Annotated in this window: 17 protein-coding genes; 7 read left to right on the top strand and 10 right to left on the bottom strand. The window is 59.1% G+C overall.

What is annotated here, in order from left to right; translation table 11 throughout:
• The first annotated feature begins 3 nt into the window (after positions 1-3).
• Positions 4-327 carry a rhodanese-like domain-containing protein gene (locus AAGF34_RS07325; RefSeq protein ID WP_342619958.1) on the top strand — a complete coding sequence of 108 codons (324 nt, stop codon included), beginning with the start codon at positions 4-6 and terminating at the stop codon, positions 325-327.
• 34 nt (positions 328-361) lie between these two features.
• Here AAGF34_RS07325 and ald read toward each other — a convergent pair whose 3' ends face one another.
• A complete protein-coding gene (gene ald / locus AAGF34_RS07320; protein WP_342619957.1) occupies positions 362-1,474 on the bottom strand; it encodes an alanine dehydrogenase in 1,113 nt (370 codons plus the stop codon).
• A 180-nt stretch (positions 1,475-1,654) separates the two neighbouring features.
• Here ald and AAGF34_RS07315 point away from each other — a divergent pair, with 180 nt between their 5' ends.
• Positions 1,655-2,608, top strand: a complete 954-nt coding sequence (locus AAGF34_RS07315) for a GlxA family transcriptional regulator (RefSeq protein WP_342619956.1) — start codon at positions 1,655-1,657, stop codon at positions 2,606-2,608.
• A gap of 3 nt (positions 2,609-2,611) precedes the next feature.
• Here AAGF34_RS07315 and AAGF34_RS07310 read toward each other — a convergent pair whose 3' ends face one another.
• Both AAGF34_RS07310 and AAGF34_RS07305 read right to left on the bottom strand, forming a co-directional pair.
• On the bottom strand, positions 2,612-3,193 hold the full coding sequence (locus AAGF34_RS07310; protein ID WP_342619955.1) for a TMEM175 family protein: 582 nt from the start codon (positions 3,191-3,193) through the stop codon (positions 2,612-2,614).
• Positions 3,190-3,843: a CDGSH iron-sulfur domain-containing protein gene (locus tag AAGF34_RS07305; RefSeq protein WP_342619954.1), complete on the bottom strand. Its 654-nt coding sequence runs from the start codon at positions 3,841-3,843 to the stop codon at positions 3,190-3,192. The genes AAGF34_RS07310 and AAGF34_RS07305 overlap by 4 nt, the downstream gene beginning before the upstream one ends.
• Before the next feature lie 136 nt (positions 3,844-3,979).
• Here AAGF34_RS07305 and AAGF34_RS07300 point away from each other — a divergent pair, with 136 nt between their 5' ends.
• Positions 3,980-5,080, top strand: a complete 1,101-nt coding sequence (locus AAGF34_RS07300; protein ID WP_342619953.1) for a 3-deoxy-7-phosphoheptulonate synthase — start codon at positions 3,980-3,982, stop codon at positions 5,078-5,080.
• A gap of 13 nt (positions 5,081-5,093) precedes the next feature.
• Here AAGF34_RS07300 and AAGF34_RS07295 read toward each other — a convergent pair whose 3' ends face one another.
• The 3 genes from AAGF34_RS07295 to AAGF34_RS07285 all read right to left on the bottom strand — a co-directional run bounded on the left by AAGF34_RS07295 (position 5,094) and on the right by AAGF34_RS07285 (position 6,840).
• A complete protein-coding gene (locus AAGF34_RS07295; protein WP_342619952.1) occupies positions 5,094-6,254 on the bottom strand; it encodes a Gfo/Idh/MocA family oxidoreductase in 1,161 nt (386 codons plus the stop codon).
• 69 nt (positions 6,255-6,323) lie between these two features.
• On the bottom strand, positions 6,324-6,578 hold the full coding sequence (gene infA / locus AAGF34_RS07290; RefSeq protein ID WP_117179267.1) for a translation initiation factor IF-1: 255 nt from the start codon (positions 6,576-6,578) through the stop codon (positions 6,324-6,326).
• A gap of 34 nt (positions 6,579-6,612) precedes the next feature.
• Positions 6,613-6,840 carry a hypothetical protein gene (locus tag AAGF34_RS07285; RefSeq protein ID WP_342619951.1) on the bottom strand — a complete coding sequence of 76 codons (228 nt, stop codon included), beginning with the start codon at positions 6,838-6,840 and terminating at the stop codon, positions 6,613-6,615.
• Between the two features lie 272 nt (positions 6,841-7,112).
• Here AAGF34_RS07285 and AAGF34_RS07280 point away from each other — a divergent pair, with 272 nt between their 5' ends.
• A complete protein-coding gene (locus AAGF34_RS07280; protein ID WP_342619950.1) occupies positions 7,113-7,820 on the top strand; it encodes an amidotransferase in 708 nt (235 codons plus the stop codon).
• Here AAGF34_RS07280 and AAGF34_RS07275 read toward each other — a convergent pair whose 3' ends face one another.
• Positions 7,821-8,309 (bottom strand): pyridoxamine 5'-phosphate oxidase family protein, encoded by a 489-nt coding sequence (locus AAGF34_RS07275; protein ID WP_342619949.1) that lies wholly within the window; start codon positions 8,307-8,309, stop codon positions 7,821-7,823. It abuts the gene before it with no gap.
• Positions 8,310-8,602: 293 nt separating this feature from the next.
• Here AAGF34_RS07275 and AAGF34_RS07270 point away from each other — a divergent pair, with 293 nt between their 5' ends.
• The 3 genes from AAGF34_RS07270 to AAGF34_RS07260 all read left to right on the top strand — a co-directional run bounded on the left by AAGF34_RS07270 (position 8,603) and on the right by AAGF34_RS07260 (position 11,090).
• Positions 8,603-9,067 carry an Lrp/AsnC family transcriptional regulator gene (locus AAGF34_RS07270; RefSeq protein WP_342619948.1) on the top strand — a complete coding sequence of 155 codons (465 nt, stop codon included), beginning with the start codon at positions 8,603-8,605 and terminating at the stop codon, positions 9,065-9,067.
• Positions 9,068-9,817: an NRDE family protein gene (locus tag AAGF34_RS07265; RefSeq protein WP_342619947.1), complete on the top strand. Its 750-nt coding sequence runs from the start codon at positions 9,068-9,070 to the stop codon at positions 9,815-9,817.
• Positions 9,818-9,905: 88 nt separating this feature from the next.
• On the top strand, positions 9,906-11,090 hold the full coding sequence (locus AAGF34_RS07260) for a metallophosphoesterase (RefSeq protein ID WP_342619946.1): 1,185 nt from the start codon (positions 9,906-9,908) through the stop codon (positions 11,088-11,090).
• A 6-nt stretch (positions 11,091-11,096) separates the two neighbouring features.
• Here the strand turns inward: AAGF34_RS07260 and minE are convergent, their stop codons facing one another.
• The 3 genes from minE to minC are packed head-to-tail and all read right to left on the bottom strand — an operon-like array spanning position 11,097 to position 12,977.
• The gene (gene minE / locus AAGF34_RS07255) at positions 11,097-11,357 is read right to left on the bottom strand and encodes a cell division topological specificity factor MinE (protein ID WP_342619945.1); all 261 of its coding nucleotides are present in this window, start codon (positions 11,355-11,357) and stop codon (positions 11,097-11,099) included.
• A 3-nt stretch (positions 11,358-11,360) separates the two neighbouring features.
• A complete protein-coding gene (minD, locus tag AAGF34_RS07250) occupies positions 11,361-12,176 on the bottom strand; it encodes a septum site-determining protein MinD (RefSeq protein WP_342619944.1) in 816 nt (271 codons plus the stop codon).
• Between the two features lie 30 nt (positions 12,177-12,206).
• A complete protein-coding gene (gene minC / locus AAGF34_RS07245; protein ID WP_342621055.1) occupies positions 12,207-12,977 on the bottom strand; it encodes a septum site-determining protein MinC in 771 nt (256 codons plus the stop codon).
• Positions 12,978-13,476: the final 499 nt, after the last annotated feature.

The raw sequence follows: 13,476 nt of genomic DNA, 5'->3' as shown, positions 1-13,476 counted from the left end.
CGCATGTTGAATTTCAAAGTTGTTGTTGCCACCAGCCTGGGGCTGCTGGTAGCCCTTTCGGCCCTGGCCAAGGATGTGGTCATTGACGTACGCAGTGAGCAGGAGTTCCAGGCCGGCCACGTCGATGGTGCCCTCAATATTCCCCACACGGCGATTGGGCAGGACATTCTCAAGACCAAGGTGGCCAAGGATGACCACGTCATCCTGTACTGCCAGACCGGTCGACGCTCCGGCATTGCGCTGGAGACGCTCAAGGGCATCGGCTTTTCCAATGCCGAAAACTATGGCGGCATTGACCAGGCCAGGAAGCGGCTGCAAAAGCCTTGAACACCCGGCGTGACTGCACGCCGGATGGTGCTATTTACAGCAGGCTGTCCGCCGGTACGTAGGGCTTGCCCAAGGCCTGTGCCACGGCTTCATAGGTGACCTTGCCCTCTGCCACGTTCAGGCCGTTCTTCAGGTGGGCGTTGTCCTTGAGCGCCTGCTTCCAGCCCTTGTTGGCCAGTGCCACGGCGTGCCCAATGGTGGCGTTGTTGAGCGCAAACGTGGAAGTGCGGGCAACGGCGCCGGGCATGTTGGCCACGCAGTAGTGCACCACACCGTCCACCACGAAGGTGGGCTCAGCATGGGTGGTGGCGTGCGAGGTCTCGAAGCAGCCGCCCTGGTCAATCGCCACGTCCACCAGCACAGCGCCTTTCTTCATCCGGGCAATCATGGCTTTGGTCACCAGCTTGGGGGCCGCAGCACCGGGGATGAGCACGCCACCGATCACCAGGTCCGCATCCAGCACGGCTTCCTCCACGCTTTGCACATTGGAGTAGATGGTGCTGATGCGGTTGCCAAAGACCAGGTCGAGCTGGCGCAGGCGGTCCACGTTCTTGTCCAGCACAGTGACCTTGGCGCCCAAGCCCACAGCCATCTGTAGCGCATGCGTTCCCACCACGCCAGCGCCCAGGATCACGCAGTGTGCAGCCGGCACGCCGGGTACACCGCCCAGCAGCACGCCCATGCCACCCTTGGATTTTTCCAGGTGGGCGGCACCGGCCTGTATCGACATGCGTCCGGCCACCTCGCTCATGGGCGCCAGCAGGGGCAAGCCGCCGCCGGGGCCGGTGATGGTTTCGTAGGCGATGCAGATGGCGCCTGACTTGATCAGTGCGTCGGTCTGTTCGGGATCCGGCGCCAGGTGCAGATAGGTATAGAGGATCTGGCCCGGGCGCAGCATGGCGCATTCCTGCGGCTGCGGCTCCTTGACCTTGACGATCATTTCGGATTTCTCAAACACCTCGGCGGCACTGGCTGCCAGCGTGGCACCGGCTGCCAGGTACTGGTCATCGGTAAGGCCGATGGCGGCACCCGCTCCGGCTTGCACCAGGACCGAATGGCCGTGGGAGGTGAGTTCACGCACGCTGGCCGGCGTCAGGCCGACACGGTATTCGTGGTTCTTGATTTCCTTGGGTAGTCCGATGCGCATGGAGTGCTCCTGAGTGGTTTGTTATGAAGAGCGCAGTGTGCGCAGCAGCCATGTGCTTTGCCAATCAGCATGAATGAGATTCGCGGAGTATTCACATGGCTAATACTTTGTCGCGGCCCGCTAAAAGCATGTCCACAGCGGATAGACGACGACCCGGATTGCATGGCCTACTACGCCCCCATGAGTCGCCACGTCTTTGATTTCCTGTTGCTGCCGGAGTTTTCGTTCATCGGCTTTGCTGCGCTGGTGGAGCCGCTACGCATTGCCAACCGCTACAAGCCCGGTGCCTATGCCTGGCGCATGGTGTCAGTCGACGGCTTGCCCGTGACGGCCAGCAACGGCATTGACTTGCACCCCGAAGCACGGCTGGATGACGTCAGCAACGCCAGCGTGGTGTTTGCCATCGCCAGCTTCAATCCGCTGAACCGCTACACGCGCGAAATAGGTCGCCAGCTGCGCCAGCGGGTGCAGCAGGGCCAGCGCCTGGGTGCCATTGATACCGGTTGCTTTGTGCTGGCCGAAGCGGGGCTGCTGCAGGGCGAGAACATCACACTGCATTGGGAAGCGGTACCGGCATTCCAGGAGCGCTATCCGCTCATCCATGTGCAGGGCGAGGTGCGCTTTACGCTGTCACCGCGGCTGATGACGTCAGCGGGCGCCATGGCCAGCATCGACATGATGCTGGAGGTGATCAGCCGGGACCATGGCAATGCCTTGGCGCTGCAGGTTTCCGAGCAACTGGTCAGCGGCTGGGTACGCAACCGGGCGGACCACCAGCGGCTGCAGATCTCGGCGCGCTACAAGGTGCACAACGCCAAGGTGGTGCAGGTGATCGAGTGCATGGAGCAGCACCTGGAAAGCCCCTTGTCCAGCGACGATCTGGCCGCGCAGGTGCATGTCACCCGGCGCCAGCTGGAGCGGCTGTTCCAGGAGCATCTGCATGTGAGCCCGGTACAGCTGTATTTGCGGCTGCGGCTGGAGCGCGCGCGGCATCTGCTGCGCCAGACCAGCATGGGTGTGATCGAGGTGGGCCTGGCCTGTGGCTTTGCTTCCGCATCCGCTTTTTCACGCGCTTACCGACGCGAACACGGCATCGCACCCAAGGACGATCGCAAGGAAACGCTGCACAAATAGCGGCTATTCAGGCGCGATCTTTTTTTCGATGCGCCGGTCCGGGATCAGCCAGATGAGGGCCACGGCAAGAATCAGCACGCCCGCAAGCATGGGCAGACCCAGCAGGGCCAGGGGGACGGCCGACAGGTAAAAGGCCATCGATATCTTGCCCTTGAGATCGTGGCCCACGGCCTGCGACAGCAGGGATTCGGAGCCATGGGCCTTGATGATGCACACCTGCAACAGGGTGTAGCTGATCGCACACATGAGCAGGTCTGCCGCATACAGGGCCATGGGCGTGGCGGCGAAGTGGTTCTCTCCGACCCAGGCCGTGGCAAAGGGCATCAGGGACAGCCAGAACAACAGATTGAGATTGGCCCAGAGGATCCCGCCATTCACATGTCGGGTGGCGTGCAACAGGTGGTGGTGGTTGTTCCAGTAAATGCCCACATTCACAAAACTCAGGACGTAGCTCAGGACGATGGGCCACAGGGGCTGCAGGTCCGCAAGCTCTTCGCCGTGCGGCACCTTGATCTCCAGCACCATGATGGTGATGATGATGGCAATCACGCCGTCGCTGAAGGCCTCCAGCCGGTTCTTGTTCATGTTGCTTGGAATCCGGCGGCCTTGTGGCTGCCATCGCAATAGGGTTTGTTCTGGCTATGGCCGCAGCGGCATAGGTAGGTCTCACCCACCTTGTTGCAGGTGCGTCCCGTGCCGGTCACCACCTCCAGATTGCCCACCACACGCAAGGGGCCGTTGGGTGTGGGCTGCACATCCAGTGGCCCATTGCGCTGGGCCAGCGGCTCAAAGGCTGCCGTGGCCGGCTCACCCGATGCAACGAATCCGGCGGCCACATGGCTGCCATCGCAGAACGGCTTGTTGGCCGACTGGCCGCAGCGGCACAGCGTGGCGCGCGGAACGCTTTGAACTTCTCCCTGTATCTGCAACTCCGCCTCAAACGCCAGCGGCCCGTTTTCCCGCAGGCGCACCGTGTTGACAATGGGTGCCGCGTTCGAGTGCGGCATGGCTCCCGCGGTGGGCACATTGCGCAGGACCGAGATGGCGCCCGACGGGCAGCTCTGGCCGATGCGGATCAACTCCTCCACCGGTTGCGCGTCCGGGTGAATCCATTCACCCACCACATTGGGAACAAACACATCCGGATGCGAAAGTACGCAGTTGCGCGAGTGGATGCACTTGTGCGCATCGAAATGGATGGTTGCTTCTTTTCCGACGACGACTTCCATGGCCATGTGGAACTCCTTTGCGCAGTGACGGGTGCCCCGCAGTGCCGGAATTCTAGGCCGCGATTGGGGTGAAAATCGGGGCATGGCCTAATTGCCTGTCCGCCGTGCCGTCTTTCCATCCCACCACCTTTCCACCCAGCCTATGACCTCCGCCGTATCCGCCCCACTCACTACCCATGACACCACCCGTATTGACGACGTGCGTATCGGTGCGGTACGTCCGCTCATCACTCCTGCGCTGCTGGAAGAAAGGCTGCCAGCCCCGCCAGCGGCCCAATCCCTGGTGGAAACCAGCCGGGCCGCCATCTCCAAGGTACTGCATGGTGCCGATGACCGGCTGATCGTGGTGGTGGGCCCGTGCTCGATCCACGACCATGCGCAGGCAATGGAATACGCACGCCAGCTGAAAACCCACGCGGACCGTCTACAGCAGGATTTGCTGGTGGTCATGCGGGTGTACTTCGAGAAGCCGCGTACCACGGTGGGCTGGAAGGGCTATATCAACGACCCGCATCTGGACGGCAGCTTTGCCATCAATGAAGGGCTGGAAATGGCCAGACGCCTGATGCTGGACATTCTGGAACTGGGTTTGCCGATTGCCACCGAATTCCTGGACTTGCTGAGTCCACAGTTCATCAGCGAACTGGTGAGCTGGGGCGCCATTGGCGCGCGCACCACCGAAAGCCAGAGCCACCGACAGCTGGCCAGCGGACTGTCCTGCCCGGTGGGCTTCAAGAACGGAACCGACGGCGGCATCAAGGTGGCCAGCGACGCCATCCAGGCAGCGCAGGCGGCGCACGCGTTCATGGGCATGACCAAGATGGGGCAGGTTGCCATTTTCGAAACGCGCGGCAACCAGGACTGCCACGTGATCCTGCGCGGCGGCAAGCAGACCAACTACAGCAAGACCGATGTGGATGCAGCCTGCGCGCTGCTCAAGAGTGCAGGACTGCGGGAGCAGGTGATGATCGATGTCAGCCACGCCAACAGCAGCAAACAGCACCAGCGCCAGATCACCGTGGCCGCTGATGTGGCGGCCCAGATTGCGGCAGGCGACCAGCGCATCACCGGCATCATGATCGAGAGCCATCTCGAAGAAGGCCGCCAGGACATCGTCTCCGGCCAGGCGCTGCGCTACGGCGTGTCGGTCACGGATGCCTGCATCAGCATGGCGCAAACGGTGCCGGTGCTGGAACAACTGGCCGAGGCGGTGCGCACCCGCCGCGGCATCAAACCGGCCTGAGAATCACTTTCGGCTAGACCGCGGTCCAGGCACCGTCGTTCGTGCTGGAACGGATCACGGCGTCCACAAAGCGGATGCCGGACAGCCCATCGGCTGCGTTCGGGAAATGGGTGGACAACGGATTCACGGTCTGGCCGGCGCGGCGTGCGGCAATGGCCTCCGCTGCATCCGAGTAGATGTTGGCAAACGCCTCGTGAAAGCCTTCCGGATGGCCTGCGACGATGCGCGAGGCATGCGCCGACAGTGGCAAGGTGCCAGGTCCATTGGGGGTTCGGATTTGCGCCGGAACACCCATGGGCTTGAAGCTCAGCAATTGGGGCTGTTCCTGCTGCCATTCCAGCGTTCCAAGCGAGCCGCTGATACGGATGCGCAAGGCGTTTTCCACCCCGGCCGCGGCCTGGGTCACCCAGAAGCTGCCACGCGCGCCATTGTCGAGCCGCAGCAAGGCGCCGGCGTAGTCGTGGGTTACGCGGGTGGGCACGATGGTTCCGACTTCTGCAGCAACCTGGGCCACTTCCAGCCCCGTGATGAAGCGCAGCAGGTTGTGGGCGTGGGTGCCAATGTCACCCATGACCAGCGACGGACCACCGCGCGTCGCGTCATCTTTCCACGGCGAACGGGACGGGCCGGCCTTGGCGCGGCCACCTTGCACATATTCCACCTGCACCAGCCGGATATCCCCCAACTGGCCATCGGCCACCATGGCGCGCGCCTGGCGCACCATGGGATAGCCGGTGTAGTTGTGGGTCAGGCAGAACACCCGACCACTGCTGTGCACACGCTCCTGCAGAGCTTGCGCCTCCTGCAAGGTGTTGGTCATGGGCTTGTCGCAAATCACATCCAGCCCGGCATCCAGCGCCGCCATGGAAAAGCGGAAGTGGCTGTCGTTGGGTGTCATGATGGCCACCACGTCGGCACCATCGTTGCGTGTGGCCTCGGCAGCGATGAGGGCATCACCATCGGCATAACAACGGTCAGGCGCCAGACCCAGTTCGCGCCCGGCCTGCACGGATTTTTCGGGGTTGGATGACAGACACGCGGCCACCAGCTCGTAGCGGTCGTCCAGGCGCGCTGCCTGGCGATGCATGGCACCAATGAATGAACCGGGGCCACCACCAATGACGGCCAGGCGCAGACGCCGGCCCAGTAAGGAAATCACAGGGTTCAGGGACATGGGCGACAACCTTTCTGCGGCAAGATCTGGACAAAAAAAAGCCGCTCGAAGAGCGGCCGTTTGTTGGATTTACTGAGGACGGCGCGGCGTCATCGGCCCGCGGCCTTCAATGTGGCGGAAATTGATGCGCCCCTTGCTCAAGTCGTAAGGAGAAAGCTCCAGCGACACGCGGTCTCCGGCCAGGATGCGGATGTGGTTCTTGCGCATCTTGCCGGCGGAGTAGGCGATCAGTTGGTGACCGTTGTCCAGGGTGACGCGAAAGCGGGTGTCCGGCAACACTTCGTTGACAACGCCCATCATTTCAATCAGTTCTTCTTTAGCCATGGTTTTATCCTTAAGCCCTCGATTATCGTTTGATTTACTGCAAACGGGTAGTCTGGTGTACCCATTCGATGCCTTGGGCCAACGCATAGTGGGCTGCCGCATCGTGTGTGGAAAAGTCATCGCAGAAGCGCATGACGCGATCCGTGGACGCGCTACCGCGTCCGCTGGCAATGGAAACCTGGGCGGCAAAACGGCCGCCGGCCAGTTCCTGGGGGCAAGCCGCTACGCGGTATTTGCCGATGGTGACCGGTGAAGGTCGCATGAAATTATTGTTATGAATCATTAAAAATACAAAGGCACGTGTCACTGGCAGGGACGGTGTGCAGAAAAAAGGGGGAAAAACCGCAGTGCCGTGAGAGTGCTGGAGCGGGACGCTGAAAACTGCTGAACGGACGACCACCTCTGCCGGGGGCCGGTGCAGCGTTGCGTGTGATTGATTGCCTGGTTGGCAAACCGCAGATATGCACAGTCTGTTCGCTTGGAGCGACCCACTAATGTAACACAGTTACTAAAACAGGGGGAAAATACGTGGCCATGAAACTCTGCATTCTCGAAAACGACGATCTGGCACCAGAGGCCACACAGAAATACCACGGCTATGGCTCCATGGTCGAACGCGTATTCCGCGAAGCCGGTGCCAAGGACTGGCAGTTCGAGGTATTCCATACCCCTGTCTTTGAATACCCAGCATCCTTTGATGGCTATGACGCCGTCCTGCTGACCGGCAGCAAGGCTGACTCGTTTTCCGACGAACCATGGGTAGTGGAACTGCGCAAGCGTGTCAGTGAACTACTGGAACAGAAGAAGAAACTGCTGGGCATCTGCTTTGGCCACCAGCTGATTGCCATCTGCCTGGGCGCCAAGGTGGGCAGGGCGCCGCAAGGCTGGGGCGTAGGACGCATGTCCTATGACTGGCATGCTGCCGATTTGCTGAGCGCCCCTGAAGACAACAAGCTGTCCCTGCTGGTAAGCCACCGGGACCAGGTATTTGAACTGCCTGAAAACGCCATCCTGTTGGCCAGCAATGCGCACTGCCCCGTGGCGGGCTACGCGGTAGGCGAAGAGGTGTTCTGCGTGCAGGGCCACCCTGAATTTGTCGAAGAGTACAGTGCCTTTCTGATGGGCAGACGCCGCGAAGCACTGGGCGAGGATCTCTATACCAGCGCAGTCAAAAGCCTGGAGCATGGCCACGACGGACTGGACGTGACGCGCATGATGATTGCCTTTGTTGAGGGCAAATAGTCAGCCGGGGTTGCGCAGAACCTGCTCGATTTCCGCTGCGTCAATGGAGCGCGCAGCACCAAAGCCTGCTACCTGGCGTGCGCCACCCACGGCGATGGCAACAAATCGGAAGTCCCCCAACTGCGTCATGAATTCCACATCGGGAAAACGCGCCAGATAGGCCGCACGTGCGCTGGCCCAGGCGGGCGTATCCACCTCCAGGACAGAGGCCTGACCTTCCAAAGTGACCCGTGGCAAAGCGTGCACCGGTTCGTCGGGGTTTTCGGCCTGCATGACCATGACGGAGACTTGCGGCGTTGCTTGCAGATTGCGTGCGTGTGCCGCAAGGCCACTTACATGGATCACGAGGCACCCGGCCGCTGCATCGATGGCAAAAGGCACCATGGACACAAAGGCACGGCCGTCCTCCCCCAAGGTGCCCAGCGCAGCCACACGATGGGTATTCAACAAGGTGCGCAAAGCGGTAGTCAGTCGGGGTTCGTGGGTCATGGTGCGATGTGGTTATGCAGAGGCAAGCGCTGGTTATAGCGGAAGCTGGCACCTGGTTGCACTCCAAATGACAAACCCCCGGAACAGATGCTGCGCCGGGGGTTGCATTTGCAATGCCAACCCTTGTGAGGTGGGGCTGCGCAAGCTTGGCTTGTGGCCGGTCTTGCTTTGTGCTGTGGATTACAGATGCATCCAGTGTATGGGAGGGGGCTAGGCAGGCTATTGCGTTGTTGCCTCCATATTGTTATTTTTTGGCATAAACTGCCAATATTCAATTAATTGTGGCAAACAATATGACGCTTGACCGCTATGACCGGCAAATTCTGGAAATCCTGCAGACCGATGGCCGCATCAACAACCAGGATCTTGCGGACCGTATCGGCCTGTCGCCTTCACCATGCCTGCGGCGGGTACGGGTACTGGAGGAGTCTGGATTGATCATGGGCTACCGGGCCCTGTTGGACGCGCGCAAGCTGGGCCTGTCGCTGATGGCCCTGGTACATATATCCATGGACCGGCATACGCCGGAGCGTTTTGCCAATTTCGAAGCTTCCGTCTCGGTGCTGCCCGAGGTACTGGAATGTCTGCTGATCACCGGACAGGACGCCGACTACCAGCTCAAAGTTGCCGTGCGCGATATGGACCATTACCAGACGCTGCTACTGGAAAAGCTCACACGCATTACCGGGGTGACGGGCGTACATTCCAGCTTTGTACTGCGCCGTGTCGTAGACAAGACCGCATTGGCAGTTAATTGAATGTGCCTGATCGCCTGGAACTGGCAACCCGACAGCGAAACGCCCTTGCTGCTGCTCGGCAACCGTGACGAATACTTTGCACGTCCGGCACTGCCACTGCATTGCTGGCAGGACGCCGAGGTTCTGGCTGGCAAGGACTTGCAAGCCGGTGGAACCTGGCTCGGCATTGGCCGGGGCGGTCGTCTGGCTGCGCTGACCAACTACCGCCTTCCGGTGGTGGACTCTGCCCCGAAGCCATCGCGCGGCATGTTGACGACCCAATTTCTGCAAAGCAATAGCAGTGCAAGGACCTATCTGGAGGCGCTGGCTCCGCAGGGCGCCTACAACCCATTCAACTTGCTGTTGTGGGATGGTGAAGAACTGCTGGGCCTAGAGAGCCGCAATCAGCGAATAGTGACCTTGAAGCCCGGAATCAGTGCGGTATCGAATGCAGACTTTGATACGCCCTGGCCCAAACTGCTTCGCCTCAAATCAGCGTTGCAGCAGCAATGCAAGCAAGGCCAAACCACGGTAGAGGGCCTGTTGCCCCTGTTGCAGGATCGCAGCAAGGCTGCCTACGCCGAACTGCCTGACACCGGTGTACCCAGAGAAATAGAGCACATGCTGTCTGCAGCCTTTGTATCTTCGGCAGCGTACGGCACGCGAGCCAGCAGCATTTTGGCGCTGAACAGGCAAAGATCCTTCTTCTTTGAGCAAACCTACGGGGCCCAGGGCGCGCTGACAGCAACGAAACATTTCTTCACCATATAAATCGCCTTCTGGGCTTGAACCGGCCTGAATCCGCGTCATCTGGAAGTGTGTTCTTCATGTCGCCAGCCAACAGCTGGCGATTGTTCCTATGGCTTTTGCCCCTCTTTTTGCCTTTTCCCTGATCGTGCACGCATTGGTTGGCTGGCGCCTGGTACCTGATTTGGCGCAGTACTCGGTATATGCGGGATTTGCCTTTTCTCTGTGGTTGGTCCTTTCCACGGCACTGATGCCCATGGGCCTGGTGGCACAGCGGCTTGCACCAGAGCCCTGGGGCCACAGGCTGACCTGGATCGGGATGGTCTGCATGGGAGTTTTCTCCAGCCTGTTTGCCCTGATGGTCGTACGCGAGGTAGTACTGCTGTTTGCAACCATGCTGCAGTGGATGAACCCGGGTCTTTTGAATCTGATGGCACTGCGGGAAGTTACCGTCGTGCTGATTCCCATTGTTTCCATCGCAATTCTGGCAGTGGGCTACTGGAATGCCCGACGTACGGCCGCGGTGGTTTCAGTGGATGTACCGGTTAACAATTTGCCCGAAGCGCTGGTGGGATTTCGCATAGCGCAGATCAGTGACATACATGTGGGTCCGACTATCAAGGAGGCGTATCTGCAACGCATAGTCCATCGCGTCAATCGGTTGCAGGCCGACGTGGTGGCCATTACCGGCGATCTAGTGGACGGACCCGTTCAACAACTGGCGTCGCTGGTGGAACCCTTGCGCGGTCTACATTCCACATACGGCAGCTTCTTTGTCACCGGCAATCACGAGTACTACTCGGGTGCCCATGCATGGATCAATGCCTTGCGCATGCTGGGTGTCACTGTATTGATGAATGAACACGTAGTGATTGACCACGGCCTTGGCAGCAACACACATGCATCTGCATCCCTGGTTCTTGCCGGCGTGACGGACTACAGTGCCCACCACTTCGATACCAGCCATCAAAGTGACCCACACAAGGCCATTGCCAATGCACCTACCGATGCAGGATTCAAGCTGTTGCTGGCACACCAACCGCGTAGCGCCGATGCTGCAGCAAAGGCTGGATTCGACCTGCAACTCAGCGGACACACCCATGGCGGTCAATTCTGGCCGTGGCCGCACTTCATACGGCTGCAGCAGCCCTTCACAGCGGGACTGCAAAAACTGCGCAACATGTGGATCTATACCAGCCGCGGAACCGGGTACTGGGGACCACCCATGCGCCTGGGCGCTCCTTCCGAAATTACCTTGCTACGGCTGATTCGTGAGCAGGACGCAAATCCTGCCTGAAGCGGACTAGCGGGCGTCCGGCAATTCGATCTTGACTTCCAGAACTTCCAGATTGTCCTGACGCTCGAGATTGACCTTGATATCGTCGGGATTGATCTTGATGTATTTGCTGATCACTGCCACCAAGTCACGCTGCAAGTCCGGCAGATAGTCCGGTGTTGCGGCGCTGCGGCCACTACGCTCGTGCGCCAGAATGATCTGCAGACGCTCCTTGGCCACACCGGCTGTTTTCTTTTTTTCGCCCAGCAGAAAGGAAAGAAACGACATGGTTTATTTTCCCCCGAACAGGCGTTTGAGCAAGCCCTGTTTGGGTGCGTCGATGAAACGCATGGGTTTGTCTTCGCCGAGGAAACGGGATATCACGTCCTTGTAGGCTTCCGAAACATCGCTGCCCTGCATATGCACGGCCGGCACACCCTGGTTGGACGCTTGCAGCACCGATTCGCTCTCGGGAATCACGCCAATCAGCGGTATGCGCAAGATGTCCTTGATGTCGTCAAGCGAAAGCATCTGGCCCTGGTCCACGCGGGAGGGGTTGTACCGCGTGATGAGCAAATGTTCCTTGATCGGTTCACCACCTTCCATGGCACGCTTGGTCTTGCTCGACAACATGCCCAGAATGCGATCAGAGTCGCGCACAGAAGAGACTTCCGGGTTGGTCACCACCAGTGCCTCATCCGCGAAGTGCATGGCCATCAGAGCCCCGGTTTCAATGCCGGCAGGGGAGTCACACACAATGTACTCAAAGCCCATGGCCGCCAGATCGGCAAGAATTTTTTCCACACCGTCCTGCGTCAGTGCGTCCTTGTCACGTGTTTGCGATGCAGCCAGCACAAACAGGTTTTCACATTGCTTGTCCTTGATCAGGGCCTGGTTGAGATTGGCTTCACCATGGATCACGTTGATCAGGTCGTACACCACACGGCGCTCACAACCCATGATCAGGTCCAGATTGCGCAGGCCCACATCGAAGTCAATCACTGCGGTCTTGTGCCCGCGCAATGCCAGGCCGGTCGCAAAACTGGCGCTGGTCGTGGTCTTGCCAACGCCACCCTTGCCAGAAGTCACCACAATGATTTTTGCCATTTCGGGTTTCTTTCCAGTATTAAATTCAAATCAACTTTTGAGCGGTTCGAAGAGCAATTTGTCTTGTCCGCCTTCGCTTGAGAGCCGCACTTGAGCCGGCTTGCCTGCCACATTTTCCGGCAAAGGTGATTCACTGGTGCGATACACACCAGCGATGGAGATCAGCTCCGGCTCCAGACACAGCGAAAAAATGCGTGCCCCCGTGTTTCCACGGGCACCTGCCATGGCCTTGCCGCGCAGGGGTGCATACACATGGATATTGCCATCAGCCACCACTTCTCCGCCTTGGTTAACCATGGCCAACACCACCAGGTCGGCGCCCCTGGCATAGATCTTCTGACCAGAACGCACCGGCTTGTCGATGACCATGGTGCCGGGTCCTGGCACTTCACGCACCACGGTTTCTATGGCTTGGGGAGTGCTTTTTGTCGCCTGTTTTGACTTGATGACCTCCATCGGCGCTTGCACCAATCCCGATTGCAACAGAGTTTGCGTCCAAGATTGCGGTTCACCCCTGAAGGCCACGGGGACCAAGCGGCAGGAGCGCAAAGCCTGCACCAGCTTCGATATATCGACGTAATCCAGGTCTCTGCGCAAGGCTGAAAAGTCCAGTACCACCGGATCATTGTCGAAAAAATCCGGGCTTTCACCCCCCGCTCCAAACTGCTTGCTGACATCGGCGACCACAGTGTTCCAGACCTCGGTTTTGATGAACAAGGCCACCAGGGATAACTGGGCGCTCTTGATTTCAAAACTTGAGGTATTGGGCTGGGAATTTGTGCCTGAAGGCTTGACGGTCATGAAGGTGAAACAAAGCCTGTGGCTGCAACAAAACAGGCCAAATCTTACTTGATCGTGGGCCGGCAAAGCGAAGCTATGCACAACAACATTTTTGTTTTTTTGAGTGCTTGGTTTCCTGTCTTCTTATCTTCTTTTATTAGATACAGAGTAGTAGTCGTAGATAGAGCAAACGCTGTTTGTGTGGACAAGCCATTTTTCTGGATTGAAATCATGGGCTTAGCTACTTTTGAAGCATGTTGGTGAGTCTGCGTTCGAGGTGTACCCGCAGACTGGATAACTCGGGGCATTCTGTTCATCCTGTGGATAAGTGCACGGTTATGCCAGAACTATCCACAGTGTTGTTACTTGACATGCTGACAATGGCCGGGATTTTTCGGGTGCTTCTGATTCATGGAACAAGAGTTGTGACGGTAGGTTAAAAAAGCGGATACTTGATGCACAAGCAAATGCAGTTGCCATTCCGGAGTGAGACCTTTGAATGGGCTGTCTGGTTGCACAA

The sequence above is a fragment of the Rhodoferax sp. GW822-FHT02A01 genome (assembly GCF_038784515.1).
Classification (GTDB): Bacteria; Pseudomonadota; Gammaproteobacteria; order Burkholderiales; family Burkholderiaceae_C; genus Allorhodoferax.
This window is presented reverse-complemented; position numbering and strand designations above follow the sequence as displayed.

Excerpts from the sequence above, each read along its gene's own strand:
- minC (WP_342621055.1), bottom strand. The coding sequence starts at position 12,977 with ATGACCGTCAAGCCTTCAGGCACAAATTCCCAGCCCAATACCTCAAGT.
- ald (WP_342619957.1), bottom strand. The coding sequence starts at position 1,474 with ATGCGCATCGGACTACCCAAGGAAATCAAGAACCACGAATACCGTGTC.
- minD (WP_342619944.1), bottom strand. The coding sequence starts at position 12,176 with ATGGCAAAAATCATTGTGGTGACTTCTGGCAAGGGTGGCGTTGGCAAG.
- AAGF34_RS07275 (WP_342619949.1), bottom strand. The coding sequence starts at position 8,309 with ATGACCCACGAACCCCGACTGACTACCGCTTTGCGCACCTTGTTGAAT.
- AAGF34_RS07260 (WP_342619946.1), top strand. The coding sequence starts at position 9,906 with ATGGCTTTTGCCCCTCTTTTTGCCTTTTCCCTGATCGTGCACGCATTG.
- AAGF34_RS07265 (WP_342619947.1), top strand. The coding sequence starts at position 9,068 with ATGTGCCTGATCGCCTGGAACTGGCAACCCGACAGCGAAACGCCCTTG.
- minE (WP_342619945.1), bottom strand. The coding sequence starts at position 11,357 with ATGTCGTTTCTTTCCTTTCTGCTGGGCGAAAAAAAGAAAACAGCCGGT.
- AAGF34_RS07325 (WP_342619958.1), top strand. The coding sequence starts at position 4 with ATGTTGAATTTCAAAGTTGTTGTTGCCACCAGCCTGGGGCTGCTGGTA.
- AAGF34_RS07315 (WP_342619956.1), top strand. The coding sequence starts at position 1,655 with ATGAGTCGCCACGTCTTTGATTTCCTGTTGCTGCCGGAGTTTTCGTTC.
- infA (WP_117179267.1), bottom strand. The coding sequence starts at position 6,578 with ATGGCTAAAGAAGAACTGATTGAAATGATGGGCGTTGTCAACGAAGTG.
- AAGF34_RS07305 (WP_342619954.1), bottom strand. The coding sequence starts at position 3,843 with ATGGCCATGGAAGTCGTCGTCGGAAAAGAAGCAACCATCCATTTCGAT.
- AAGF34_RS07285 (WP_342619951.1), bottom strand. The coding sequence starts at position 6,840 with ATGCGACCTTCACCGGTCACCATCGGCAAATACCGCGTAGCGGCTTGC.
- AAGF34_RS07310 (WP_342619955.1), bottom strand. The coding sequence starts at position 3,193 with ATGAACAAGAACCGGCTGGAGGCCTTCAGCGACGGCGTGATTGCCATC.
- AAGF34_RS07295 (WP_342619952.1), bottom strand. The coding sequence starts at position 6,254 with ATGTCCCTGAACCCTGTGATTTCCTTACTGGGCCGGCGTCTGCGCCTG.
- AAGF34_RS07280 (WP_342619950.1), top strand. The coding sequence starts at position 7,113 with ATGAAACTCTGCATTCTCGAAAACGACGATCTGGCACCAGAGGCCACA.
- AAGF34_RS07300 (WP_342619953.1), top strand. The coding sequence starts at position 3,980 with ATGACCTCCGCCGTATCCGCCCCACTCACTACCCATGACACCACCCGT.
- AAGF34_RS07270 (WP_342619948.1), top strand. The coding sequence starts at position 8,603 with ATGACGCTTGACCGCTATGACCGGCAAATTCTGGAAATCCTGCAGACC.